The organism is Marisediminitalea lipolytica (assembly GCF_001758465.1).
Lineage (GTDB): Bacteria > Pseudomonadota > Gammaproteobacteria > Enterobacterales > Alteromonadaceae > Alteromonas > Alteromonas lipolytica.
Window position 1 is genome coordinate 605,537 of record NZ_MJIC01000010.1, and the last position, 24,451, is coordinate 629,987.

The window sequence follows — 24,451 nt, forward strand, 5'->3', positions numbered from 1 at the left end:
TTACTTTCCGGCGTACTGGCTGGATAACAGACGAATAATACGGTCTGCTGCTTCCAGGCGCATTTCGCTGAGGACCAGATTAAGTTCGCGTGATTTGGCCAGTACCTGATCAGGGTCGTCCTGGTATTCCCGCAGTACTTCAAACGAAGTCTTAAGTGCTTCGCCATCAGGGAAAACGACAGTATAACGCACGCCATAGATGAGTTCGTATTCTGCCACCTGACCGGTAGCAAACACCGACAATAAACGGCGATTAAGCTGTTCTGGTTCCAGTTGTATCGTGATGGTACTTGCCTGTTTAGCCGGATCGGCGCTGCTGCCGCCGTCGATGCGATACACAGTCATACGTTTTTCAAGGGCCCGAACCAGCAACGCACTCTGACTGGATGCCTGCACTAACAGGTAGTCAGTGTTACTTGGTAAGGCCTTGTCACTGCGTAAATGAAAACCACAGCTGGCTAACGCCAGTGTGGTTATCAAAACGGTTAGCAGCTGACGAATCATCGTAAAATGACGCATCAGTTAGCAACGATATTGACCAGCTTACCGGGTACCACAATCACTTTGCGGGTTGTTTTACCTTCGATAAATTGCTGGACGTTGGGCTGGTCTTTGGCCAGTTGCTCCAGTTCTTCCTTAGTCGCGCTGGCTGCCACGGTGATTTTGGCCCGCAGCTTGCCATTAACCTGCACGATGATCATCTTCTCATCTTCAACCAGCGCGTCTTTATCCGCTACTGGCCATGGCGCGGTCTCAATGCTATCGCTGTGACCTAACAGCGACCACATATGATGACAGATATGCGGTGTAATTGGATTAAGCAGTAATACAATGCTGTTAACTGCTTCGCGCATTAAGGCGATATCCTGAGCTGATTCCTGCGGTGCCTTTTGCAGGTGATTCAGCAGCTCCATAATGGCGGCAACAGCGGTGTTGAAGGTTTGGCGACGACCCAAATCATCACTGACTTTTTCAATCGTTTTGTGCACTTCACGGCGTAATGCCTGCTGTGATTTATCCAGCGCTTTGACATCCAGCGCTGCCGGCGTGCCTGCGTCAAGGTGTTCTGTAACCAGTCGCCACACCCGGCGCAAGAAACGGTTAGCGCCTTCTACACCTGAATCCACCCATTCCAGGGTTTGCTCTGGTGGCGCAGCGAACATGGTGAATAAGCGCACGGTGTCGGCACCATACTGGTCGATGACCTGCTGCGGATCGATACCGTTATTTTTAGACTTCGACATCTTGGTCATACCGCCGTGCTGTACCGGCGTATTATCAGCTGTCAGCCAGGCTTTTACGATACGGCCTTTGTCGTCTTTCTCGGTAGACACTTCAGTAGGTGAGTACCAGGTTTTCTTGCCTTTTTCGTCTTCGCTGTAATAGGAATCCGCTAATACCATGCCCTGACATAACAAACGTTTGTAGGGTTCATCAGACTCCACCAGGCCTTCATCGCGTAACAGTTTGTGATAAAAACGTGAGTACAACAGGTGCAGGATAGCATGCTCGATACCACCTACGTACTGATCAACCGGCAGCCAGTAGTTAGCTTTAGCCGGGTCCAACATAGCATCTTCAGTATTTGCGCAGCTGTAACGGGCGTAATACCAGGATGACTCCATGAAGGTATCGAAAGTGTCGGTTTCGCGCAGGGCTGCTTCGCCGTTATAAGTGGTTTTTGCCCATTCAGGGTCGGCTTTGATAGGCGAGGTAACGCCGTTCATTTCCACATCTTCTGGCAGAACAACCGGCAGTTGATCAGCCGGCACAGGCACTGATTCGCCGTTTTCCAGATTTAACATCGGAATGGGCGCGCCCCAGTAACGCTGACGGCTCACCCCCCAGTCACGCAGGCGGTAGTTAACTTTACGCTGACCACAGCCAAGTTCTACCAGTTTGTCGGCTATGCCATTAAAAGCGGCGTCAAACTCAAGGCCGTCAAAGTCCTGAGAATTGACCAACACACCTTTTTCGGTAAAGGCAGCAACACTTAAATCACAATCTGTATTACTGCCTTCAAGCGGCTGAATGACCTGTTTGATGGGTAACGCGTAACGGGTTGCGAATTCCCAGTCGCGCTGGTCGTGACCCGGTACAGCCATTACTGCGCCTGAGCCATAATCCATTAATACAAAGTTAGCTATCCACACCGGCACCTGTTCACCGGTTAATGGGTGAATAACACTAAAGCCAGTGGCGAAGCCTTTTTTCTCCATGGTGGCCAGTTCGGCTTCGGCAACCTTGGTGTTTCTGCACTCGTCGATAAATGCAGCGACTTCGGCATTGTTTTGCGCGGCAGCCTCTGCCAGCGGATGCTGGGCAGCAACGGCAACGTAAGTTACCCCCATAAAGGTATCCGGACGGGTAGTGTAAACCGTTAAATCGCTAACCCCGTTAACTTCTTCCGCCAGCTGGAAGGTGATCTCTACACCTTCTGAGCGGCCAATCCAGTTGGCCTGCATCGCGCGGACTTGCTCAGGCCAGTCTTCCAGCTGTTCTAAATCCTGCAATAACTCTTCGGCGTAATCGGTGATTTTAATAAACCACTGGGGGATTTCTTTTTGCTCGACTACTGCACCTGAACGCCAGCCGCGACCGTCGATAACCTGCTCGTTGGCCAGTACAGTCTGGTCTACCGGATCCCAGTTAACCGTGGAGTTCTTTTTATAAACCAGGCCTTTTTCGTAAAGACGAGTGAAGAACCACTGTTCCCAACGGTAGTAATCGGCTTTACAGGTAGTGACTTCGCGATCCCAGTCATAACCGAAACCCAGCGACTTAAGCTGGTTTTTCATATAATCGATATTAGAGTAGGTCCACTTTGCCGGCGCTGTATTATTGTTTATAGCGGCGTTTTCAGCAGGCAGGCCAAAGGCGTCCCAACCCATCGGTTGCAGTACATTTTTGCCTTGCATGCGTTGGAAACGGCTGATCACATCACCAATGGTATAGTTACGAACGTGACCCATGTGGAGGCGACCACTTGGGTAGGGGAACATCGACAGGCAGTAGAATTTTTCTTTGCCAGGATCTTCCTCGACCTTAAATGCATTAGTGTCTTGCCAGTGCTGCTGAACAGCACTTTCTATTTCTTGTGGATTATACTGATTTTCGGCCATTTACCTGAGGCTTCCGCTTTATTTTAACTTAAACAACTGTGCTGGCAGCGCGAGTGGAAAAATCGCTTAAATACCGCTACCTGCATGTTATGGGTATAATAACCCCATAGAATAACTTAGCGGTCCGGTATCTCACAATAGCCATAGCGCAATGAAGCGGAATAATTGTGTTAATTGGCCGTAATTTAATCGTTATTGATAAAATCAACCAGGGCTTGCAGCTGAATCCCCTGTACCTGAGCCACAATTGGAGCAAGTTCAGCAAAACCCTCGGGGTAGAATCCCTGGACCCGATAGGTAAGAGTAATGCGGGTTTTAGTGCCATTTTCGGTAAACTGCCAGTCTAACGCGCCGTAAACCCCCATGCCCTGCAATGGTCCAAGCCCGCCGGACATACGCAGCAATTTACCTGGCTCAACAAAAACTATTTGCATATGCTGGGCAGATCGGTTTTGCGCGGTTTCACAAAAGCAACCTCCCGTCAGGGGTTCTATACTAAACCGGCCTTCATCTCCCCACCAGCTATGGTCCTTGGGCCACCAGCTATCCACATCGTTAACCAGTGCTTGCCAGACGGTATCGGGCAACGCGTTTATTGTGGCTGTATTTTCGATAATAAATCCGCTGTCACTGACCGCTACTACTTTGGTTTCGGCAAGACAGGCTGAAACAGCAAACAGCATTACTAGAGCAAGATATCGCATGAAAATTGAATTCCACAATGGTAGCTGATTAATCGTTGAGCAAGGCTAGTATGTAATTTGGGCAAACACAAGTTTAGGGTTTGACAGGCAGGGGGAATCAGGATTCACTGTAATGAGAGATAAAATAAAGAAGAATACAGCTATGACCTGGGAGCGGTTACCTGCCACACAGCTCACCCCCAATATTAATCGTCGTGCCATCAATCAGGCGTTAAAGGACGATGCCGCATTAAATTCCACCTTTATAGGTCAGGAGCGGGCCCGCGAAGCGCTGACTTTTGGTTTAAATATTAACTCTACAGGCTACAACCTGTATGTCATGGGTGAACATGCTACCGGGCGTTTTACCCTGGTTAAGGAATATATCGAGCGTCACGTCAGTAAGCTGGCAACTCCGGATGACTGGTGTTTTATTAATAACTTTGAGGAAGAGCGCGAACCACTGGTATTACGCATGCATCCAGGGGGAGCCAAAGAGTTTGCCAAAGACATGGCAAATCTGGTGGACGAATTGCTCGATACCTTTCCGGCCGCCTTTGACAACCCAGGATATCAGCGCAAAAAAGCCGCTATTGGCAGAACATTCGAGCAAAAATATGATGAAGCCATCAATAGCGTAGAGCGTTTTGCGCTGGCTAATTCGGTTGCGATGCATGAGGAAGACGGTACTGTCAGTTTCCTGCCAATAGTCAATAACCGGCCCGTGGACGACAGCGAATTTGCGCAACTGACTGAAGAACAGCAGGACAGCTTTTACCAGCTTATCGGAGAGCTGGAAAACCGCCTGAGTGAGAGTTTGTTGTCTTTACCGGTGTGGAAGCGGGAAAACTCTGAACAGTTACGTAAACTTAACCGGGATACCGCTGAGCACGGTATTCGCCCCTTGCTGAAAGAGCTGGAGCATAAATATGCCGGCGATTTGGGGGTGCTCAAGCATCTCAGACAGTTAAAATCCCATTTAATTGAAGCAGTAGTGGCGTTTTTAACCGAAGATCCCAAAGCAGAAAAGCTGGATGAAAGGGATCGTCGCGAGTTGCTGGAAGAACACTTTTTGCCTAACGTGGTATGCGCCCACAGTCTGGACAGTGGCGCACCAGTGGTTTACGAACCTAATCCGACCTATCAGAATTTATTTGGTGTCATCGAATATACCCATGTGGGCGGCTCTATGTACACCAACTATAAAATGATTCGGCCTGGTGCGTTGCATCGTGCTAACGGCGGGTATTTGTTGTTGGATGCTGACCAGCTGTTACACCAGCCCTATGTTTGGGACGCCCTTAAGCTGGCGATAAAGTTTGGCAAACTGAAAATGGATTTGCCGCAGCAGGATGTGGGCATGACCAGTGCCATGACACTGATGCCCCAGGCTATCGATTTAAAAGTCAAAGTGATCCTGATGGGTTCCCGCGAGCTTTATTATACCTTGCAGGATTATGACTCGGAATTTAATGAGCTTTTCCGGGTGCTGGTAGATTTTGACCATGAGATCAGTGCCACACGGCAAAATTTGTTTGATTTTGTGGGCCGGGTCCGCAAGAAAATTCTGCAGCTGGGTCTGACCGGCATTACGTCACCAGCCATGTGCCGGTTGGTGGAGTATTCGCTGCGTATGGCCGAGCACCAGGAAAAACTGTCTGCCCATTTTGCGGATGTTATCGAGCTGCTCAACGAAGCCCATTATTTTTGCGTAAAAGTGGGTGACACCGAACTTGATTTAGGGCACTTAAATTCCGCCCTGATGGCGAAAAAACGCCGTACCGGCCGGGTAAGTACCTCGTTGCTTAATGATATCAAAGAAGGGCAGGTCCTGATTGCGACAGAAGGAAAAGCCATTGGTAAAGTGAATGGCCTGACCGTGATGGACATTGGCGACACGGCCTTTGGAACACCGGCAAGGATCACCTCAACGGTGTATGCCGGTGCCAGTGGTGTGGTTGATATCGAACGTGAAGTGGAGCTGGGCCAGCCCATTCACTCTAAAGGGGTACTGCTGTTAACCGGTTATCTGGGTAATAAGTATGCGCAGTCTTTTCCGTTGACTGTGTCGGCCAATATTGCCCTTGAACAGTCCTATGGGCATATCGATGGTGACAGTGCGTCGTTAGGCGAACTGGTTGCCCTTATTTCAGCGATTACTGATATTCCCGCCAGCCAGTCGCTGGCCATAACCGGCTCCATCAATCAGTATGGTGAGGTTCAGGCAGTAGGCGGGGTTAATGAGAAAATCGAAGGCTTCTTCGATGTCTGTCAGCACCGGGGTTTAAATGGCGAGCAGGGGGTGATTATTCCCAAATCCAATGTGCGTCATCTGGTGTTGGATAAAGCGGTGGTCGAAGCGGTGAAAAAAGGCCAGTTTGCTATTTACAGCGTGGAAACTGTGGATGATGCGCTGGAGCTGTTAATGGAAAAAGAAGCCGGCGTGTTGTCGAGTCGGGGACGCTATCCTAAGAACACCGTTAACGATTTAGCGGTGAAGCGTTTATACCAGATCGCCTGTACCGTGAATGGTGGCGAAGAATAGCAGGCTACCTCAGCACAGCCTGCTGTTTTTGGTGTTACCTGGGGGGCATTCGCAGTGCACCATCCAGACGCAGGGTTTCGCCATTTATGTAACTGTTTTCGCAGATATGCATCACCAGACTGGCAAACTCTGCCGGCAGGCCCAGGCGTTTGGGAAATGGCACCGTGGCGCCCAGTGCGTCCTGCACCTCCTGGGGCATGGCCGTAAGTAACGGTGTGCCCATTACCCCCGGTGCCACGCTGTTTACTCTGATCCCCAACGCGGCTAAATCCCTGGCCATAGGCAGAGTAAGTCCGATAATGCCCGCTTTACTGGCGGCATAAGCCGTTTGCCCGATTTGCCCTTCATAACCCGCAATGGACGCCGTATTGATAATTACGCCACGCTCTGAAGTAGCCGGGTCCGGTGCATTCAGTGCCATTTTAGCAGCCGCCAAACGAGCGACATTAAAGGTGCCAGAGAGGTTGATTGCCAGTGTCTGATTAAATTTTGCCAGGCTGGCGGGGGAGCCATCGCGGTTGAGTAAACGTTCTGCGGGCGCAACACCAGCGCAGTTTACACAAAAATGAACCTGGCCAAATTTTGCCACGGCACTGTCAAAAGCCTGAGCGATGGCTTGTTCGCTGGTGACGTCTGCCTGAACGAATAAAGCCCGCTCGTTACCGAAAATCGCCTGCTTTTCAGTTCCTGCCGTTGCGTTAAGATCGATCAGAACCAGGTTTGCCCCAGCGTTAAAAAAAGCCTCAGCCACCGCCAGGCCCAGCCCTGAACACCCACCGGTGATCACAGCTGTATGATTGGCTAAATGCATAGATATTCCGTAATGTTATTAGAATGTAAATTAATTCTACCTAACGTTTACGGAAAGGGAATGATTGGATGGCGACAGCTTACCTTATTTTGGCAACTGAATTTTACACTCTTCACTGAGACGGTAGAGGATCAGGGTATGACCAATTACCTGTAATTTTTCGCTGGCGGTCTCACGGATGATGGCCTCCATAATCAGGCTTTTTTCTTCACGATCATCTGTAGGCACTTTTACTTTAATCAGTTCGTGGTGATTAAGTGCACTGTCGATTTCGGCTAAAACGCCTTCAGTTAAGCCATTGGCACCAAGCTGCACTACCGGTTTAAGTGGGTGGGCCAGGCCTTTCAGGAATTGCTTTTGTTTATTAGAAAGTTTCATTATTCAGTTTTTCTTACAATTTAAGTTCAAAGTCTGTCTTGAAAAAACGTATTCTAACGCCATCTCGACTACAATCCTAATGACAATGTGTGGGAAAGACAAAAAAGACGTATTCAGCGGGTCGATAGCGTTGATTAGCATCGCATTATTGACAACAATCCGGTTGGGAACGATGTTACATGCATAAATGTTTTCCACCTGGGTTTTTATTTACCGCTTTTGAACAGAATTGGCTGAATAAACGTAGATACCAGGAATACGGCGTTTTTGCTATACAGTGAAGTGAGGCAGGCGCCTGTAATATTGCAGCTAGGTACATGGAAGAATACGGGATTCAGTGTCAACTTTGGATTGAGATAGACCTGAACCTGGCGGGAGTTTTGCAGTCACAGTGTTTCAGCAAGGAGGTAAATGCGTTATTTCCGGTTAACCGGGATAACTTTACAACCAGCAGGAGACGAGCGGAGAATCGGTTCGCAACGGGCCTGACAGAAGTGTATTTGGTAGCAAGCATCTATAAAGTATAGTAGGCTTAGGTATCGCGTTTTTGAGACACTCACCGGCAGCTTCAGGTGACGCAAATTGGCGTCATTAACAGGCCGGATGATTTTTTACAGAGGTTAGTAGCATTGAGCGACATGGCAAAAAACTTAATCTTGTGGTTGGTAATCGCAGTAGTTCTGATGGCGGTTTTCCAGAGTTTTTCTCCCAGCGAGTCGGGCCGGGCACAAACTGACTACACCACATTCTTAAAAGAAGTAAAGCAGGGCACTATTCGTGAAGTGCGCATCAGCAGCGATAACAACGAAATTCGTGGTGTTAAGCGCTCTGGTGAAACCTTTAAAACTTACATTCCGTATTTTGACGATCAGTTGATCTCAGATTTGGTTAAACAGGACGTACGCGTACTGGGTGAGCCGCCTGAGCAACCTTCTATTCTGACGTCTATCTTCATTTCCTGGTTCCCGATGCTGCTGTTAATCGCAGTGTGGATCTTCTTTATGCGGCAGATGCAGGGTGGCGGTGGCCGTGGTGCCATGTCATTCGGTAAGAGCAAAGCCCGTTTGTTGAGCGAAGATCAAATTAAGACAACGTTTGCCGACGTGGCGGGTTGTGACGAAGCGAAAGAAGACGTGGCTGAACTGGTAGACTTCCTGCGTGATCCGTCTAAATTCCAGAAACTGGGCGGTAAAATCCCGAAAGGCGTATTAATGGTGGGTCCGCCGGGAACCGGTAAAACGCTACTGGCAAAAGCCATTGCGGGTGAAGCAAAAGTGCCATTCTTTACCATTTCAGGTTCTGACTTTGTTGAAATGTTTGTGGGTGTGGGTGCATCCCGGGTACGTGACATGTTTGAGCAAGCGCGTAAGGCAGCGCCATGCATTATCTTTATCGACGAGATTGATGCGGTAGGCCGTCAGCGTGGTGCTGGTTTAGGCGGTGGTCACGACGAGCGCGAACAAACCCTTAACCAGATGCTGGTTGAAATGGACGGGTTTGAAGGTCACGAAGGCATTATCGTTATTGCTGCAACCAACCGTCCTGATGTACTGGATCCGGCATTACTGCGTCCTGGTCGTTTCGACCGTCAGGTAGTGGTAGGGTTGCCAGACATTCGTGGCCGTGAGCAAATTCTTAAAGTTCACGTGCGCAAAGTGCCTGTGGCGGATGATGTAGAGCCATCAGTGATTGCCCGTGGTACGCCTGGTTTCTCTGGTGCTGATTTGGCTAACCTGGTGAACGAAGCGGCATTGTTCGCGGCGCGTGCTAACCGTCGTCTGGTATCGATGGAAGAGTTTGAAAAAGCCAAAGACAAGATCATGATGGGGTCAGAGCGTAAGTCCATGGTTATGTCGGAAGAAGAGAAGACCATGACGGCTTACCACGAAGCAGGTCATGCTATTGTGGGTCGCCTGGTGCCTGAGCACGATCCGGTTTATAAAGTGTCAATTATTCCACGTGGTCGCGCACTGGGTGTAACCATGTACCTGCCAGAGCAAGACCGGGTAAGTCATACCAAGCAACATCTTGAAAGCATGATTTCAAGCTTGTTTGGCGGACGTCTGGCTGAGCAAATCATTTACGGCTCAGAAAAGGTCACCACCGGTGCTTCTAACGACATTGAACGTGCGACTGATATTGCCCGTAAAATGGTAACTCAGTGGGGCCTGTCAGATAAAATGGGGCCAATGCTGTACGCCGAAGAAGAAGGTGAAGTGTTCCTGGGTAAATCAATGTCTAAGGCATCCAATATGTCTGATGACACTGCCCGGGCGATTGATGCCGAAATTAAATCGGTTATCGACCGCAACTATGAGCGTGCACAGAAAATCCTCGAAGACAACATCGATATCCTGCACTCAATGAAAGATGCGTTAATGAAGTATGAAACCATTGATGCCAAGCAGATCGATGATTTGATGGCCCGTCGCGATGTGCGTGCACCTGCTGGCTGGGATGATCGTCCTTCCAGCGGTGACAAGCCAAGCGGTGGCGCGCCAGCCAAAGAAGGTGAAATCACTAATGATGGTGTAGACAAACCTTCTGTAGGCAAGCCGGGCGACCTGCCAGGCTAATCAGCCCTGCGTTGAGAGAAGCGTCGGACATTCCGGCGCTTTTTTGTATTTACTTTCTGCTATGTAAATTCTTATGCAAATCCGATCGATTACTTTAACCAAAACACAACCTCAGGTGATGGGGATCTTAAACGTTACGCCAGACTCGTTTTCTGATGGTGGCCGTCACAACACGTTACAGGCCGCTTTAAAACAAGCCCGTGAGATGGAACAGGCCGGAGCAACCATTATTGATATTGGCGGCGAGTCAACCCGGCCAGGTGCACCCGATGTTAGTCTGGAGGAAGAGATCGCCCGGGTCGTGCCAGTTGTTGCTGCGCTGCGTGCACAATCGGATGTGGTTATTTCTGTCGATACCAGTAAGGCCGAGGTCATGCGCGAATCGCTCGCGGTGGGTGCCGATTTAATCAATGATGTCAGAGCGTTGCAAGAGCCAGGATGTAAAGAAGTGGTGGCGGAATATGGCGCGCCGGTATGCCTGATGCACATGCAGGGACAACCACGAACCATGCAGGCTGCACCAGAATATGCCAACCTGTTCGGTGAGGTAGACCAGTTCTTCAACGAACAAATCGCAGCCTGTGAAGCAGCCGGAATTAGCCGTGATAAAATCCTGCTTGACCCTGGGTTTGGCTTCGGTAAAACTCTAACGCACAACTATCAGCTGTTGCATGAACTGGAGCGGTTTCATCGGTTTGATATGCCCTTACTGGTTGGTATGTCACGTAAATCAATGATTGGAAATCTGACTGGTCAGCCTGTAGAAAAGCGTTTGGCCGGAAGTTTAGCTGTAGCCACCATTGCCGCGATGAAAGGCGCGCAAATAATAAGAGTACATGATGTCGGGGAAACGGCAGATGTGGTGAAAGTGGTCAGCTATATGAATACATTATAATTAGGATAATTTTATGGGCGCGAGAAAATATTTTGGTACAGACGGTATTCGGGGCAAAGTGGGCGAAAGTGCCATTAACCCGGAATTTGTCATTAAATTAGGTTGGGCTGCCGGTAAGGTGTTAGCTGGCCAGGGTACCAATAAAGTGCTTATCGGTAAGGACACGCGTATATCAGGCTACATGCTGGAAGCGGCGCTGGAAGCCGGCTTGTCTGCGGCAGGCATTAACAGTAGCTTACTGGGCCCGATGCCCACACCAGCAATAGCTTACCTGACCAAAACTTTTCGTGCAGAAGCGGGGATTGTGATCAGTGCGTCGCATAATCCTTACTACGATAACGGGATTAAATTCTTTTCATCAGATGGTTATAAACTGGATGATGACATCGAAATTGCCATTGAGGCGATGATGGACCAGCCGATGACCTGTGTAGCGTCTAATAAACTGGGTAAAGCCTCGCGCATAAACGATGCCGCTGGACGTTATATTGAATACTGTAAAGGTACTTTCCCTTCCGAACTGTCTCTGCAAGGGCTAAAAGTGGTGGTCGATTGTGCCCATGGCGCAACCTACCATATTGCACCTAACGTGCTGGCCGAACTTGGCGCTGACGTGATTGAAATTGGTACTAAGCCGAATGGTCTGAATATCAATGAAGGTGTGGGTGCAACCAGTATGCGCTCAACGGTAGAGGCAGTGCTGGAACATGGCGCAGATTTAGGCTTTGCACTGGATGGCGATGGCGACCGGATTATGATGGTTGATCATTTGGGCAATGTCATTGATGGCGATCAGGTGCTATTCATTATTGCCCGTGATGCGCTGAAAGCCGGACGACTTAATGGTGGGGTAGTAGGCACCTTAATGAGTAATCTGGGCCTGGAAATTGCCCTGAGTAAGCTGGGCGTGCCTTTTGAACGTTCTAAAGTAGGCGACCGCTATGTGATGGAACTGTTGCAACAAAAGAACTGGACCATAGGCGGCGAGAATTCTGGCCACGTACTGAATTTAAACCTGGCCTCTACCGGTGATGGCATTATTGCAGGCCTGCAGGTGATCTCTGCTATGTTGCGGGCAAATATGTCTTTGCATGATTTAGCCAGCGGATTTGAAAAGTTCCCACAGACCCTGGTCAACGTGCGTTTTGAAAATGCCGACAGCGATCCATTATCCAGTGATGCAGTACTCACCGCGAAAGCTGAAGCAGAAAAATCCCTGGGCCGTCAGGGTCGTGTCTTACTGCGAAAAAGTGGGACCGAGCCACTGATTCGGGTTATGGTGGAATCGGATGATGAGCTGGCATCGACCACCTGGGCAGAAAAAATTGCTGATGCTGTTCGCAATGTATCCAGTTAGTCTGTTTTAACTCAATAATTTGCGGTTTTTTACTTGTATAATCGTAATGGAATAGTTAATATCACGCCCGCTTTGACGGTGGGACGAGTCAAACACAGTAGGGAATACTACGATGAGAAAAACAATAGTCGCCGGAAATTGGAAAATGAACGGTAGCCGTTCATTGGTTAACGAGTTTTCAACGCTGATGAGTGGTGTTGATGAAGCAACCGTATCGGTTGTGGTATGTCCGCCAGCCTGTTATCTCGCAGAGTTTTCTTCCCCTGGGTTTGCTTTGGGCGCACAGACTCTGAGTGAACTGGACAACGGTGCTCACACCGGTGATATCTCAGCACAAATGCTGCTGGAACTGGGTTGTGATTATGTCATTGTTGGTCACTCAGAGCGCCGTGAAGATCACGGTGAGTCAAACGAGCTGGTTGCGGTTAAAGCCGCAAAAGCCATTGCCAGTGGTTTAATTCCGATTATTTGTGTCGGTGAAACTCTGGAAACCCGCGAAGCGGGGCAGCTTAAGTCGTTTTTAGCGGCGCAACTGGATGCGTTGACCGCAGTGTTAACGGCGGAAGAGCTGCAAAAGGCCGTACTGGCCTACGAGCCAATTTGGGCTATAGGTACCGGCGTTACGGCAACACCTGAACAGGCTCAGGAAGTTCACGCATTTATCCGTGAACACTTAGCTGAATTCAGCCAGTCACTGGCGCAGTCATTACAAATTTTGTACGGCGGCAGTGTTAAGGCATCAAATGCTAAAGAGTTATTTGCTCAACCGGATATTGACGGTGGCCTGATTGGCGGAGCAAGCCTGAAAGTAGAAGAGTTTATACAAGTTTGCCAGGCGGCAGGCTAACGAGGAAACAAAATGATTTATCAAGTGCTGTTGGTAGCATACCTGATTGTAGCGCTGTTGCTGATTGGCTTTGTGCTGATCCAGCAGGGTAAAGGTGCCGATATGGGCGCTTCGTTTGGTGCCGGTGGTTCCAACACGGTATTTGGTTCAAGTGGTTCAGGTAATTTTATGACCCGTACCACTGGTATTCTTGCCACGCTGTTTTTTGTAATCAGTCTGGTATTAGGTAGTCTTACTGCTCAGCGTGAAAAAGCACCTGATGAGTGGGAAAATCTGGAAGTGCCTGTTTCTGCTGCGCCGGCAGATACGGATGTGCCAGCAGCGCCAGCTGAAGATAACAGCGGCAATACACCTAACTAAGGTTGTAGAGAAAGTTTTGCGGAAGTGGTGGAATTGGTAGACACGCCATCTTGAGGGGGTGGTGGCTTCGGCCGTGCGGGTTCAAGTCCCGCTTTCCGCACCAAATGTAAAAAGCCATCCAGCTACGGATGGCTTTTTTTGTTTATAGCCACAGTGATACTGTTGTACCCGGTATTAGGCAACTATACTGTGTCCAGGCGCTTTTTAATTTGGTTGTTAGAATATGAATCTTCTTGTAAAACTGCTTATAGCAGGGCTATTGCCACCATTGTCCGTTTACCTGAATAAGGGTATTGGCGGCGTTTTCTGGTTAAACATATTGCTTACCATTGTCGGTTACGTGCCTGGTATGCTGCATGCAGTTTACCTGACCTTTACCACCCATAACTCGCCCGCAGTACCCTCATAGTGAATCCTGGCCATTACTGCGGACAAACTTACCAAGGGTAAGAACCAGTAGCACACAAATGCTTAGCAATAGCGCAGCGATAATGATTGGCCCATAACTATTGCGCGCCAGCGGCGACATAAACAGCAAAAACTGTATTATCAGCGGCACCGCAAGCATAACGTAAATGGCCAGTTTAAGCGGATTCATAATTTTAGCCTCAGGCGAGCTCTGCCATTTCTTCCTGATAGGCGGCGCCAAGGGCATTTTTTTGCTGTTCTTTTAACAGGCGGCCGCCAATCTGAAAAAATTCCTGCTCTTCGTCATCCAGATGATGCTCGACTTGCTCCTTAAGCTGCTTTAAATAACGTAACCAGGCTGGTGAGCTGCAATCAGTATCATCCAGTTTTTCAAGTAGCTCATCTATCTCGTGATGCTCCGCGATACCGTGTCGGGAAAGTTCTACCGCACCGTCATATTCCATCAGCGGTGAATAAAAATGGCGCTCTTCAGCGGTGGCATGGCGCGACAGCTCGTCTTTGAGTTCCTCGAAATAGTCCCGGCGAGCGGCAGTATCGCCATGGGTTTGTACCAATATCTTCAGTAATAAGCGCTGCTTTTCATGGTCCTGGCGTAGTGCTTCAAAAATCGTCATGGTTTGCTCCTGTCAAAGTTGTTCATGGTCGTGATAGCGATCACGCTTAAACTACAAGTTGCAATCTTTGTTCCCTAAATAACCTACTGATAAATATGGTGTTTATTGATGGTGGAGGGGTTTTGAAGAAAAAGTAGCGTAAATATTACGCTACTTTTGTAATTGAGAAACACTAAGCGGTGAGGGGAATATTTTCTTTAAAGCGGGTAGTGTCGGCCAGCATATTCAGACTTTTCGGCTGGCAGCTAATGCTCAGCGACTTACCGCGATAGGTTTCGCCGTCGATCACATAAGTTTGTTCGCCAGGAAATTCAACGCTGATCTGTTGCACTTTACGATGATGAATATTACCGGACATCTTTTTTGACTCTGCGTTGCTGAAGACTAATTCTGCTACTGTCAGTAATGGCTTATGCTCTTCTGATGGCGACAGCCAGGTGATGTCCAGTTTACCGTCTGTCATATCGGGGATGTCGCCACCCTGAGCAAGAGCCGTGCTTAGCGGGGCAGCATTGGCAATGACGAAAGACGGAGTATCAAGCTCAAATTCTTCGTCATCCATAGCTACTTTCAGCGCAAGGGTCTCATTGTTGGTCATCGCTTTCCATAAACCTTCCAGGTAAGCCATTTGCCCACCGTTGTTTTTTTCATCCCGATCGGCATGTTCAATCATTTGTGACTCAAAGCCAATGGCAGAAACCAGCAGCATTAAGCGGCCGTTACACTCGGCAGTATCCACCGGCGTATAATGCTGCTCGCAAATGACTTCACACGCTCGGGTAATCGGCGCGAGCTTGCTGCGAAACCCATACACAATCTGACTTAACGCGTTGGCTGTTCCCAGTGGCACAATGCCCAGTACCTTTTCATGTTCACGGGCAATGGTGGCCACCTCTGTCACCGTGCCATCTCCACCACAGGCTATCAACACCTCGTTACCTGCTGAAACCGCTTGCCGGGCCTGCCAGGTTGCATCCTGCTCCGGTGTGGTTTCGTAAATAGTGACCCTGAACTGACTATTCAGGTATGACAGGATTTCTTCTTTATACTGTACCCACTTGCCTCCGCCAGCCACTGGGTTCGCAATCAGTGCCAGCTGAGTATGCAGTTTCAGTCGGCCACGCTGTTTTACCTTAGTCAGGCTTTTCAGCTGGCTTTTGTTGAGTCTTGCAGTGGCTCTGACAGACTGAATTTTATTCATCACGTCAACAATTGACAGCGTATTATTTCTTGCCAGCAAGTAAGCCGCCATCACCAGTACTGAGCGACCTCGACCCAGCGCGCAGTGCACCAGCACTTTTCGATCTTCACGTAAGTGTTGGTCTATCCAGTTGAGAGCCAGGTGTAGCTGTTCTGTGGTAGGGCTGGTGTGGTCAAGCACCGGAATATTCAGGTAATCCACATCGTAGCGGTAACTGGTCCAGTCCAGACTATCGAATTCAGCGGTGACATCGAGAATGCAATCAATTCCCTGGTGCTTTAACTGCTCGACATCCTTACTTACCAACCGCGTTCCGAGATAGAGCTGGTCTTCAATTTTTTGAATGTTAGGGACTTTGTCGGTTTTGCGAGCATAATAATTGTAAAGTTGTGCACCTAATAAAAAAGGAATAAACAACCAGCGTGCAAACCACGGTATCCGACCATCTGTCTTTTTACGAAACAGTTCCGGGTAATGGGATAAGTAGGCAATACACACCACGAAGAGCGATGCTGCGCCCCAAAGTAAAATAATGTTGAGCCACCAGTAAGGCAATGTTGCTGCGAGTACGCACAATAGCAGTCCGGCCATTAAGTAATATTTAACCATTTTCATTATTGATCTGTGCTCCTGTGTGAACCCCAAGATAACTTTGTCGTATTAACTGTTTAATACACTGTTAAATACAAAATTTATGCCTGACGGGAGCCCAATGACAAATAAAATGGTGATTAATCTGCTTAACCTGCTTGGTTTTCAGGTGTGTTGGTGGCTATTAATTTTGTATCAGGATCAGTACTGGTGGGTGGTCGCCGCAATGTTGTGTTGTCATCTGTTGCTGGTCCGTGGCTGGGCTTCTGAGCTGCTGATAATGTTGTGTGTGGCCGTTACCGGTTTGCTTACCGACAGTTTGCTGACCCTGAGTGGTGTGTATATTTTTTCCGACGCCGGGCAATTATTACCGGTACCTTTTTGGCTTGGGTTGCTATGGGCTGCGTTTGCCGCAACCCTTCGTCATAGCCTGGGGTACCTGCGTAAGCACTATGGGTTAGCTGCTGGTCTTGGTGCCATTGGCGGCACCAGCAGTTACGTGGCTGGTATGCAGCTGGGTGCAGTGTCTTTTGGCCCGGAACTGTCTGTGGTGGTTGGTTTGCTGGTTGTAGTCTGGGCGCTCCTGACACCTTTGATCTATTTACTTACCGAATACGTTGAAGCCACATCAATTCACATAATTCAGGGCAAACCTGAACGAGACAGCAAGGAAATACAATGACTCCTGTATCTTTGGTAACCGGAGGCAACCGCGGTATTGGTTTCGCTATTGCCGAAGGTTTGCTTAAACTGGGCCACAAAGTTCTGGTGGCGGGAAGAAATGAAGACGAAGCTGAGCGGGCATGCCAGTTACTCAACGGTGATGCACATCCTGTGGTAATGGATCTGGCCAGTCAGGATGCCATTGAAGACGCTATTACTCGCGCTACAGCGATATACTCTGATATTGATATACTAATTAATAACGCTGGTGTAATGGATAAGGGGGCGGTAACGGAGCTTGCGGCAGAGGACTGGCAACGTTCTTTTGACGTGCACGTAAAAGGGCCTGCGACGCTGACAAGGTTGTTGTTACCAGCCATGCTTAAAAACAACTATGGGCGCATCATTAATGTTTCCAGCGGTTATGGCAGTTACAATGAAAAAATGGCCGGCCCACCAGCTTACGCTGTCACCAAAGCCGCGCTCAATGCCTTAACCGTCAAAACCGCAGCAGAAGTTCCCGTTGGTGCTAATGTAAAAGTTAACGCTATGTGCCCGGGTTGGGTACATTCCCGAATGGGAGGCCCAGGTGCACCGCTGACTCCGGAAGAGGGCGCAGATACCGCATTGTGGCTGGCAAGTCTGGACAGCGATAGTCCAAATGGCATGTTTTTCCGTCAACGTAAACCGATTCGTTGGTAACTCAATATAATCCGCCAGTGTGAATTTTTTTCACACTTGCGGGAAGGAATGCTCAGTCTGGCTTGCCCTTGTTACTTCTCTAACTCTCTCTTTTTTTGTAAGTCATTAAAAATAAATAGAAATTCCCTTTGGTCAAGATTGGCCCCTGCCTTGCTTGTTGTAAGTTATAAGTTAGCAAATGCCATAAGGGCGCTTTTATCATGTTGTCTTGCTTACAGGGCGAATTGATAGTGAAAGGAGAGTATGTAGTGAGCGAGTCTTTGCAATCATCAGCGGTAATTACTGAGCGTAAGCCAAACCTGACCTCATCACTTAATGTTGAACCCGATTTTCTGACCGTAGGCGTCGTCCTTTATGAATGGAACGCCAGTATACGTGAGCGTGTGCAGCGGTTGGGTGCTGTGCTGGGACGAACCGGCATAAAGATACAGTTGCTCAATCATACTGACTTAGTGAAACAAACAGACAAAACTCAAAATTTGGGCGGGGTAGTGTACCAACTTCCTCCTGATAACAGCAGCCCTCTGGCCAAACGTTTCGAAATGATATTTAACCATGCGGGACAAGGGCTTTTACGCGACTGTCGCATCGCTGCTGCTTTTACCATTCCCGACAAGGCACGTCATACGAATATTGAACTGGGCATTAAGGTGAGTATGGCGTGTCATGTGTCTCAGTGTCAGTGGCTCGGTCTCGCTCACACCGGGGCAGACTCCATTGATTTTCAATCGTGGTGCGAAGGTCTTGCGGCAACCCTTCGTCAGTTAGCTACCAATCAGTCCACTCTTGCGGCCTGAATTTATTTGTTTTGCCAATATTTAGAGTCGTAATTAAATTGTCACATCTCAAATATAAAAAGCAGCCTCACCAGAACGGAGGCTGTTTTTTATTTTAATACCGTAAAATCAGACATCTTATAAAATAAAATCATTATTAACAATGCATTAGATGTTTTACTCTTTAAGAGTTTAATAATTCTTATAGCGCTGCTTTTAGTCCGTTTTTTGTTTGTAACTCGCTGAAAAGCGCAATTTTGTCTTCTTAAGCATAAAAACCAACCTTGAAATAAAAATTCATACACGTATAATTAGTGCACTAATTAATATTGATGTGAACCGAAATCACTAAGGCAAATATTTTTTATGGCGATAGAAAGTTATATCTCGTTGGCAATCTATTTCGCAGTCATGCTGGGAATAGGACTCTTTGCTTATAAGCAGTCAACCAGTGATATTTCCGGCTACATTCTGGGTGGACGTCAGGTCAGCCCTCATGTAACAGCACTCTCTGCGGGTGCATCAGACATGAGTGGCTGGATGCTAATGGGCTTACCCGGCGCTATGTTTCTGACCGGGTTTGACGCCATGTATATTGCCATTGGTTTAGTTGTCGGAGCGCTGGCTAACTATTATCTGGTCGCGCCTAAGCTGCGGGTTTACACCGAGGTAGCTGATGACTCATTAACGATCCCTGAGTTTTTTGCCAAACGTTTCGGACAGTCTGACGCCAGTGTGCGAATGGTGTCTGCCGCGATTATCGTGATGTTTTTTACACTTTACACCTCCGCTGGCCTGGTAGCAGGTGGCAAGTTGTTTGAAAGTGCATTTGATATGGGTTACCAAACCGGCCTTATCATTACACTGGCCGTTGTGGTGTCTTATACCTTACTGGGTGGCTTTCTGGCGGTGAGCATGACGGACTTTGTGCAGGGGTGCATTATGTTTGTTGCACTGGTGTTGGTGCCTGTTGTTGCGTTTACCGAATTCGACAGTCTGGCGCAGATGAACAGCGCCGCTTTTGAGTCAGTGCCTTCACTGGCCGAGTCATGGCAGGGGCTTACTGCTGTAGGTTTGGTATCCAGTCTGGCGTGGGGATTGGGCTATTTTGGTCAGCCCCATATTATTGTCAGATTTATGGCAATCCGCTCAGTCAAAGCGATTGCAACGGCTCGCAATATAGGTATGTCATGGATGCTGGTGACTATTATTGGCGCACTGGGTACCGGGTTTGTTGGTATTGCTTACGCTAATCAGTTTGGTTTGCAGGTTGACGACGCAGAAACGATTTTCATTATTTTCTCGGAAATCTTGTTTCACCCGTTAATCAGTGGCTTTTTGATGGCAGCCATACTCGCCGCCATCATGAGTACCATCTCGTCACAGTTGTTGGTATCGGCCAGTTCACTGACCGAAGATATCTACCGTGTGGTGAGCAATAAAGAGGCAACACAGGAAGAAACAGTAGCGATTGGTCGTTATGGCGTTGCCGGCGTGGCTTTGGTTGCGTTGCTGCTGGCATGGGATTCGTCAAACAGTATTTTGTCATTGGTGAGTAATGCCTGGGCAGGTTTTGGTGCCGCTTTTGGTCCATTGGTACTGTTTTGTTTATACAAGAAAAATTTAACTCATAAAGCTGCTCTCGCAGGCATTTTAAGTGGTGCAATTACTGTCCTGTTCTGGATATATGCACCGGTTCTGGAGGGCGGAGCAACGCTAAGTAGTGTTGTATATGAGATTGTCCCCGGCTTTATCATTAGCTCACTGACTATCTGGGGCGTAATTATCTTCAGTGACGAGCCGCACGCAAAGGTGCAGGCGAAATTTATCGAAACGAATAAAGTTTTAGCAGAATTATCGTAAGGTGAAAGGATATATGAATCGTTCAAACTGGAAACGCATTGTAGTTAAGGTTGGTAGTGCGTTAATTGCACCTAGCCGACAGGGATGTAGTAGTCATTATTTATTAAGTATTGCGCAATTTATCGTTCGTTGTCGGGCGCAGGGCATTCAGGTGGTGCTGGTTTCTTCTGGCTCAGTCGCGGCGGGAGCGCATCTTTTCCCGGAGCTGACCAAGAAAGATATCGCTGTCAAGAAAGCCATGGCGGCCGCTGGTCAGACCGAGATGATGGCCACGTGGGATAAACTCTTCGACTTTGCCACGGCGCAAATGTTGTTAACCCATGCCGATTTACGTGATCGTGAGCGCTATGTGAGTATTCGCGATACGTTAAATAGTCTGCTTGAGCACGACATACTGCCTATTGTTAACGAGAACGATACTGTCACGACCGACAAACTTAAAGTTGGCGATAACGATAATCTGTCAGCGATGGTTGCCACTGCAGCCGATGCCGATGCGCTGATTATCTGTTCAGATGTCGACGGGTTATACGATAAAAACCCGCATAAACATGATGACGCCAAACTGCTGTCATGGGTAGATACTATCGATGCATCAATCTACGCCATGGCGGGTGGTGCAGCCGAAGATGGGGTAGGCACAGGCGGTATGCGAACGAAAGTCGAAGCTGCTGAAAAAGCGGTATCTCATGGTATCGACACCTTTATCATCAACGGTTTTACTGAGCTGTCGTTTAACATGATGCTGGCAGGCAAAAACCCGGGCACGCATTTCCAGGCTGATGAAAAGCCGATGCAGGAAAACATCCACTGGATGACACATACCTCGAATGCGCAGGGTGAGGTGGTTATAAAAGAAGACTTTAGTGAACCTTTGGATCAAGGGGTAGAAGGGTTAACCAGTAGCGAAATTCTTGATGTGAAAGGCGAGTTTTCGGTGGGTGATACCATACTGGTCCGTCGGGAAGACGGTAAAAAGCTGGCCAAAGCGAGATCAAATTACAGTAGCTGTTTACTGAATTTTATTGCTAATGAGGGCAATGAAAAGTTTGCGACCGAATTTGAAGAAAAGACCGGTCCGATTATTTCAGAACAGCACATTGCAGTATTGGAGAACAAATGAGTTTAATTACACAAATTGCTAACGACACTGCTAACGCTGCCAAAACGTTAGCGATTTTAGATGAAGCAACGAAAAATAAAGTACTGGCTGCCATGGCGGCTGCCATTCGTGATAACCAGGACGAGATAGTTAAGGTTAACACCAAAGAAGTTGCTGAGGGTAAACAAGCTGGTCTGGATGATGCCATGTTAGACCGCCTGACCCTTACGCCTGCGCGTATCGAAGATATGGCTGCAGGCATCGAAACCATTATTGAACTGGCCGATCCGGTAGGGCAGGAACGTTCAATTATGGAACGTCCAAACGGCCTGCAAATTAACAAAATGCGTGTGCCCCTTGGTGTGGTTTGTATGATTTACGAAGCCCGTCCAAACGTAACCGCTGATGCCGGTGCTTTATGTTTTAAATCGGGTAACGGCGTAATTCTGCGTGGTGGTAAAGAAGCCCTGCAAACCAGCATGGCGATTGCCGGCTTATTGCAGCAGGTACTGCGTGAGCACGATTTACCTGAAGCGTTAATCAGCGTGATCCCGGATCCGGACCGTGCCCTGATGCAAGAACTGATGGAGCAGGTTGATACTATCGACGTGATTATTCCTCGTGGTGGTGAAGGCCTTATCCGTTATGTCACCGATAACAGTAAGGTGCCGGTAATTCAGCACTTTAAAGGTGTTTGCCACTTATATGTCGACAAAGACGCTGATCTGGACATGGCACTGGAGCTTTTGATCAATGGTAAAACCCAACGTACCGGCGTGTGTAACGCACTGGAGGGTTTGGTAGTGCATCAGGCAATTGCTGGTGATTTTCTGCCTCGGGTCAATAAAATGTGTCAGGAGAAAGGCGTTACGGTGCATGCTAACGAAGCGGCAGCCAGCTATTTCGACAATGCCGATGTGATTGGCGATGACGAGTTTGGCGAAGAGTACCTTGGCCTTGAAATCGCTATCCGCGTAGTTAAAGACTACGACGAAGCACTGTCGCACATTCATAAATTTGGTAGTCACCATACAGAGGTGATTTGTACACAGAATATGGATGCGGCAAAGCACTTCCAGCGTGCCGTGGATGCCTCGGCGGTAATGATTAATGCGTCTTCACGCTTTAATGATGGTAGCCAGCTTGGCCTTGGTGCTGAAATTGGTATAGCGACCACTAAGTTACATGCTTATGGTCCGATGGGACTGGAGTCGCTGACCACTGAAAAATACGTGGTAACCGGTAACGGCCAAATTCGCGAATAACAGCGACGGACGGACCCGGAAGGGCATGGTAAGGTTGAGTTTTTTGGTATAACCTGCCACCCTTCAATCAGATGTATTAGTCCACCTTAAGGGTGGACTTTTTTATTGGAGGAGCATGATTGCATGGCGGTAATTGACTTTATCGACAAGAATTGGGCAATTTTTTTAGCCTACACCCAGTCTTATAAATTGCTGACATCACTGGCGCTGGTTGTGCTGTTTCTGGCAGCTAAGCGCATCGTAATCAGGCTACTGCGCCGTCAGGGTAAAAAGAAGGGGGACGACCGCCGCCATTCCATCAATTTGATTGACCAGCTGGGCAATGCCATTTTACTGGTTTTATTACTCATGCTGTGGTCAACCGAAGTGCAAAACCTGGCGCTGTCTATCGCCGCCTTTATGGTGGCAATAGTGTTTGCTACCCGCGAGATGATCCAGTGTTTCATGGGCTTCATCTATTACATGACTACCCGTCCTTTTCGGGTGGGAGATTGGGTTCAGCTGGGTGAACAGGTGGGCGAAGTGGTCGAAATGGACTGGGCCAAAACCACCTTGCTTGAGGTAGACGCTGAACATTATGGATATACCGGTAAGCATGTTTATGTACCTAATAATCAACTGATGATCCAGGTCGTTAAAAACCTAAACTTTTTGCGCCGCTATCGTTTGCACGAATTCTCTATCATCCTAGAGCCGCTGGTTAATCCGTACCAATTACTGGATGAGTTCAGGGCAAAATCCATCGCACACTGCGGACATTTCCGGGACGTAGCCGAGCGTTATAAAAGCTGGATAGAACGTAACCTTGATGCAGAGTTTATCAGTATCGATCCGGTCATCGACATCGAAACCAATAACTTTGCCAAGTTTGTCATTAAAATTGGTTTGTTTTGTCCTTCCGATGAATCCTTATCGCTGGAAGAAAAAATTCGCTCTGACTGGTTAGATCTGTGGTTCAGTGCAGTTCGCAGAGAGCAGAAAAAAGGCGCATTACCGCCAATTAGCGCAGAGCGCGCTTAAATCCAGTCCCGGCGCTGGCTGAAATGATGGCTTAAAAAGTCCATTTGGTCAGCCAGTATGCGCCGGTTCATTAAATAAAACCGTTCATACAGATTTGGCGCAAAAGGCACTGCCAGTAACGGCATGTTGGCTTCTTCCGGTGTGCGAGCGCCTTTTTGATGATTGCAGCGCACACAGGCAGTCGCCACATTTTGCCAGATGTTTTTACCGCCGCGAGAGCGGGGGATAATGTGGTCGCGGGTTAACTGGCCAGAGCGGAACTGATCGCCACAATATAAACATAAGTAGTTGTCGCGGCGAAATAAATAGCGGTTACACAAGGCAATTTTGCCGTTTTGAGTGACCTTGCCATCGCAGGCAATGATTGAACTGATACGCAGCTGGCTTTGCTCGCCGTGACGATTCCAGCCGCCATAAAGTGTGCGGTGTTGCGCACCTAATTCAAACAGTACTTTATTCTGGGCGTAATAGCGTGCAGCCTGATACACATCAAGCCAGTCCTGTGGAGCACCTGCTTTATTGAGCCTAAGAATTAACATTTCTGTCTCTCAATCCGTTAAAAGTAATGTTTTAACTACAGTACTGTTATAAATCAGTATGACAGATTGATGAAAAGACGCCATAGACCGGCGCAAAAATGTCCAATTTACA

General features: G+C 48.3%; 23 protein-coding genes and 1 tRNA gene. 15 read left to right on the plus strand and 9 right to left on the minus strand.

What is annotated here, in order from left to right; translation table 11 throughout:
• The 3 genes from BFC17_RS08180 to BFC17_RS08190 form a co-directional block, all read right to left on the minus strand.
• The gene (locus tag BFC17_RS08180) at window positions 1–519 is read right to left on the minus strand and encodes an LPS-assembly lipoprotein LptE (RefSeq protein WP_229680896.1); all 519 of its coding nucleotides are present in this window, start codon (window positions 517–519) and stop codon (window positions 1–3) included.
• Window positions 519–3,122: a leucine--tRNA ligase gene (gene leuS / locus BFC17_RS08185; RefSeq protein ID WP_070175952.1), complete on the minus strand. Its 2,604-nt coding sequence runs from the start codon at window positions 3,120–3,122 to the stop codon at window positions 519–521. The genes BFC17_RS08180 and leuS overlap by 1 nt, the downstream gene beginning before the upstream one ends.
• Before the next feature lie 185 nt (window positions 3,123–3,307).
• Complete coding sequence (locus BFC17_RS08190; protein ID WP_070175953.1) at window positions 3,308–3,826, minus strand: SRPBCC family protein; 519 nt, start codon at window positions 3,824–3,826, stop codon at window positions 3,308–3,310.
• A gap of 112 nt (window positions 3,827–3,938) precedes the next feature.
• Here BFC17_RS08190 and BFC17_RS08195 point away from each other — a divergent pair, with 112 nt between their 5' ends.
• Window positions 3,939–6,350 (plus strand): Lon protease family protein, encoded by a 2,412-nt coding sequence (locus BFC17_RS08195; protein ID WP_229680897.1) that lies wholly within the window; start codon window positions 3,939–3,941, stop codon window positions 6,348–6,350.
• A 34-nt stretch (window positions 6,351–6,384) separates the two neighbouring features.
• On the opposite strand, the gene BFC17_RS08200 is transcribed toward BFC17_RS08195, so the two are convergent.
• Window positions 6,385–7,161 carry an SDR family oxidoreductase gene (locus BFC17_RS08200; protein WP_070175955.1) on the minus strand — a complete coding sequence of 259 codons (777 nt, stop codon included), beginning with the start codon at window positions 7,159–7,161 and terminating at the stop codon, window positions 6,385–6,387.
• Window positions 7,162–7,245: 84 nt separating this feature from the next.
• The gene (yhbY, locus tag BFC17_RS08205) at window positions 7,246–7,539 is read right to left on the minus strand and encodes a ribosome assembly RNA-binding protein YhbY (protein WP_070175956.1); all 294 of its coding nucleotides are present in this window, start codon (window positions 7,537–7,539) and stop codon (window positions 7,246–7,248) included.
• A gap of 629 nt (window positions 7,540–8,168) precedes the next feature.
• Between yhbY and ftsH the strand changes: the two genes are divergently transcribed.
• From ftsH to BFC17_RS08245, 7 genes are all read left to right on the plus strand, one after another.
• Window positions 8,169–10,115: an ATP-dependent zinc metalloprotease FtsH gene (ftsH, locus tag BFC17_RS08215; protein ID WP_070176282.1), complete on the plus strand. Its 1,947-nt coding sequence runs from the start codon at window positions 8,169–8,171 to the stop codon at window positions 10,113–10,115.
• A gap of 73 nt (window positions 10,116–10,188) precedes the next feature.
• Window positions 10,189–11,010, plus strand: coding sequence for a dihydropteroate synthase (folP, locus tag BFC17_RS08220; protein WP_070175958.1), 822 nt, complete (start codon window positions 10,189–10,191; stop codon window positions 11,008–11,010).
• Between the two features lie 13 nt (window positions 11,011–11,023).
• A complete protein-coding gene (gene glmM / locus BFC17_RS08225; RefSeq protein ID WP_070175959.1) occupies window positions 11,024–12,367 on the plus strand; it encodes a phosphoglucosamine mutase in 1,344 nt (447 codons plus the stop codon).
• A 112-nt stretch (window positions 12,368–12,479) separates the two neighbouring features.
• Window positions 12,480–13,214 (plus strand): triose-phosphate isomerase, encoded by a 735-nt coding sequence (tpiA, locus tag BFC17_RS08230; protein WP_070175960.1) that lies wholly within the window; start codon window positions 12,480–12,482, stop codon window positions 13,212–13,214.
• A gap of 12 nt (window positions 13,215–13,226) precedes the next feature.
• Window positions 13,227–13,574, plus strand: coding sequence for a preprotein translocase subunit SecG (secG, locus tag BFC17_RS08235; protein WP_070175961.1), 348 nt, complete (start codon window positions 13,227–13,229; stop codon window positions 13,572–13,574).
• Between the two features lie 18 nt (window positions 13,575–13,592).
• Window positions 13,593–13,677: transfer RNA gene (locus BFC17_RS08240), tRNA-Leu, on the plus strand.
• A 120-nt stretch (window positions 13,678–13,797) separates the two neighbouring features.
• Window positions 13,798–13,983 carry a YqaE/Pmp3 family membrane protein gene (locus tag BFC17_RS08245; protein WP_070175962.1) on the plus strand — a complete coding sequence of 62 codons (186 nt, stop codon included), beginning with the start codon at window positions 13,798–13,800 and terminating at the stop codon, window positions 13,981–13,983.
• Here BFC17_RS08245 and BFC17_RS08250 read toward each other — a convergent pair.
• From BFC17_RS08250 to BFC17_RS08260, 3 genes are all read right to left on the minus strand, one after another.
• On the minus strand, window positions 13,978–14,172 hold the full coding sequence (locus BFC17_RS08250) for a hypothetical protein (RefSeq protein ID WP_070175963.1): 195 nt from the start codon (window positions 14,170–14,172) through the stop codon (window positions 13,978–13,980). The two genes, BFC17_RS08245 and BFC17_RS08250, sit on opposite strands and share 6 nt — an antisense overlap.
• A 10-nt stretch (window positions 14,173–14,182) precedes the next feature.
• Window positions 14,183–14,617: a hemerythrin domain-containing protein gene (locus BFC17_RS08255; RefSeq protein ID WP_070175964.1), complete on the minus strand. Its 435-nt coding sequence runs from the start codon at window positions 14,615–14,617 to the stop codon at window positions 14,183–14,185.
• A 172-nt stretch (window positions 14,618–14,789) separates the two neighbouring features.
• Entirely contained in the window at window positions 14,790–16,433 is a 1,644-nt protein-coding gene (locus BFC17_RS08260) for a diacylglycerol kinase family protein (RefSeq protein ID WP_070175965.1), read from the minus strand.
• Window positions 16,434–16,530: 97 nt separating this feature from the next.
• Between BFC17_RS08260 and BFC17_RS08265 the strand changes: the two genes are divergently transcribed.
• From BFC17_RS08265 to BFC17_RS08295, 7 genes are all read left to right on the plus strand, one after another.
• On the plus strand, window positions 16,531–17,091 hold the full coding sequence (locus BFC17_RS08265) for a DUF2878 domain-containing protein (RefSeq protein WP_175439547.1): 561 nt from the start codon (window positions 16,531–16,533) through the stop codon (window positions 17,089–17,091).
• Window positions 17,088–17,774 (plus strand): SDR family NAD(P)-dependent oxidoreductase, encoded by a 687-nt coding sequence (locus BFC17_RS08270; protein ID WP_070175966.1) that lies wholly within the window; start codon window positions 17,088–17,090, stop codon window positions 17,772–17,774. The genes BFC17_RS08265 and BFC17_RS08270 overlap by 4 nt, the downstream gene beginning before the upstream one ends.
• A 248-nt stretch (window positions 17,775–18,022) precedes the next feature.
• Window positions 18,023–18,571 carry a hypothetical protein gene (locus BFC17_RS08275; RefSeq protein ID WP_070175967.1) on the plus strand — a complete coding sequence of 183 codons (549 nt, stop codon included), beginning with the start codon at window positions 18,023–18,025 and terminating at the stop codon, window positions 18,569–18,571.
• Between the two features lie 345 nt (window positions 18,572–18,916).
• Window positions 18,917–20,413 (plus strand): sodium/proline symporter PutP, encoded by a 1,497-nt coding sequence (gene putP, locus BFC17_RS08280; RefSeq protein WP_070175968.1) that lies wholly within the window; start codon window positions 18,917–18,919, stop codon window positions 20,411–20,413.
• A 13-nt stretch (window positions 20,414–20,426) separates the two neighbouring features.
• Window positions 20,427–21,536: a glutamate 5-kinase gene (gene proB, locus BFC17_RS08285; RefSeq protein ID WP_070175969.1), complete on the plus strand. Its 1,110-nt coding sequence runs from the start codon at window positions 20,427–20,429 to the stop codon at window positions 21,534–21,536.
• Window positions 21,533–22,780 (plus strand): glutamate-5-semialdehyde dehydrogenase, encoded by a 1,248-nt coding sequence (locus BFC17_RS08290; RefSeq protein WP_070175970.1) that lies wholly within the window; start codon window positions 21,533–21,535, stop codon window positions 22,778–22,780. The genes proB and BFC17_RS08290 overlap by 4 nt, the downstream gene beginning before the upstream one ends.
• Before the next feature lie 123 nt (window positions 22,781–22,903).
• Window positions 22,904–23,800: a mechanosensitive ion channel family protein gene (locus BFC17_RS08295; protein WP_070175971.1), complete on the plus strand. Its 897-nt coding sequence runs from the start codon at window positions 22,904–22,906 to the stop codon at window positions 23,798–23,800.
• On the opposite strand, the gene BFC17_RS08300 is transcribed toward BFC17_RS08295, so the two are convergent.
• Window positions 23,797–24,339, minus strand: coding sequence for an HNH endonuclease (locus tag BFC17_RS08300; protein ID WP_070175972.1), 543 nt, complete (start codon window positions 24,337–24,339; stop codon window positions 23,797–23,799). The genes BFC17_RS08295 and BFC17_RS08300 overlap by 4 nt on opposite strands.
• Between the last annotated feature and the right edge of the window lie 112 nt (window positions 24,340–24,451).

What these genes read in the sequence shown, in the direction of transcription:
- BFC17_RS08180 (WP_229680896.1), bottom strand. Translation starts at nt 519, where the DNA reads ATGCGTCATTTTACGATGATTCGTCAGCTGCTAACCGTTTTGATAACC.
- leuS (WP_070175952.1), bottom strand. Translation starts at nt 3,122, where the DNA reads ATGGCCGAAAATCAGTATAATCCACAAGAAATAGAAAGTGCTGTTCAG.
- BFC17_RS08190 (WP_070175953.1), bottom strand. Translation starts at nt 3,826, where the DNA reads ATGCGATATCTTGCTCTAGTAATGCTGTTTGCTGTTTCAGCCTGTCTT.
- BFC17_RS08195 (WP_229680897.1), top strand. Translation starts at nt 3,939, where the DNA reads ATGAGAGATAAAATAAAGAAGAATACAGCTATGACCTGGGAGCGGTTA.
- BFC17_RS08200 (WP_070175955.1), bottom strand. Translation starts at nt 7,161, where the DNA reads ATGCATTTAGCCAATCATACAGCTGTGATCACCGGTGGGTGTTCAGGG.
- yhbY (WP_070175956.1), bottom strand. Translation starts at nt 7,539, where the DNA reads ATGAAACTTTCTAATAAACAAAAGCAATTCCTGAAAGGCCTGGCCCAC.
- folP (WP_070175958.1), top strand. Translation starts at nt 10,189, where the DNA reads ATGCAAATCCGATCGATTACTTTAACCAAAACACAACCTCAGGTGATG.
- glmM (WP_070175959.1), top strand. Translation starts at nt 11,024, where the DNA reads ATGGGCGCGAGAAAATATTTTGGTACAGACGGTATTCGGGGCAAAGTG.
- tpiA (WP_070175960.1), top strand. Translation starts at nt 12,480, where the DNA reads ATGAGAAAAACAATAGTCGCCGGAAATTGGAAAATGAACGGTAGCCGT.
- secG (WP_070175961.1), top strand. Translation starts at nt 13,227, where the DNA reads ATGATTTATCAAGTGCTGTTGGTAGCATACCTGATTGTAGCGCTGTTG.
- BFC17_RS08245 (WP_070175962.1), top strand. Translation starts at nt 13,798, where the DNA reads ATGAATCTTCTTGTAAAACTGCTTATAGCAGGGCTATTGCCACCATTG.
- BFC17_RS08250 (WP_070175963.1), bottom strand. Translation starts at nt 14,172, where the DNA reads ATGAATCCGCTTAAACTGGCCATTTACGTTATGCTTGCGGTGCCGCTG.
- BFC17_RS08255 (WP_070175964.1), bottom strand. Translation starts at nt 14,617, where the DNA reads ATGACGATTTTTGAAGCACTACGCCAGGACCATGAAAAGCAGCGCTTA.
- BFC17_RS08260 (WP_070175965.1), bottom strand. Translation starts at nt 16,433, where the DNA reads ATGAAAATGGTTAAATATTACTTAATGGCCGGACTGCTATTGTGCGTA.
- BFC17_RS08265 (WP_175439547.1), top strand. Translation starts at nt 16,531, where the DNA reads ATGACAAATAAAATGGTGATTAATCTGCTTAACCTGCTTGGTTTTCAG.
- BFC17_RS08270 (WP_070175966.1), top strand. Translation starts at nt 17,088, where the DNA reads ATGACTCCTGTATCTTTGGTAACCGGAGGCAACCGCGGTATTGGTTTC.
- putP (WP_070175968.1), top strand. Translation starts at nt 18,917, where the DNA reads ATGGCGATAGAAAGTTATATCTCGTTGGCAATCTATTTCGCAGTCATG.
- proB (WP_070175969.1), top strand. Translation starts at nt 20,427, where the DNA reads ATGAATCGTTCAAACTGGAAACGCATTGTAGTTAAGGTTGGTAGTGCG.
- BFC17_RS08290 (WP_070175970.1), top strand. Translation starts at nt 21,533, where the DNA reads ATGAGTTTAATTACACAAATTGCTAACGACACTGCTAACGCTGCCAAA.
- BFC17_RS08295 (WP_070175971.1), top strand. Translation starts at nt 22,904, where the DNA reads ATGGCGGTAATTGACTTTATCGACAAGAATTGGGCAATTTTTTTAGCC.
- BFC17_RS08300 (WP_070175972.1), bottom strand. Translation starts at nt 24,339, where the DNA reads ATGTTAATTCTTAGGCTCAATAAAGCAGGTGCTCCACAGGACTGGCTT.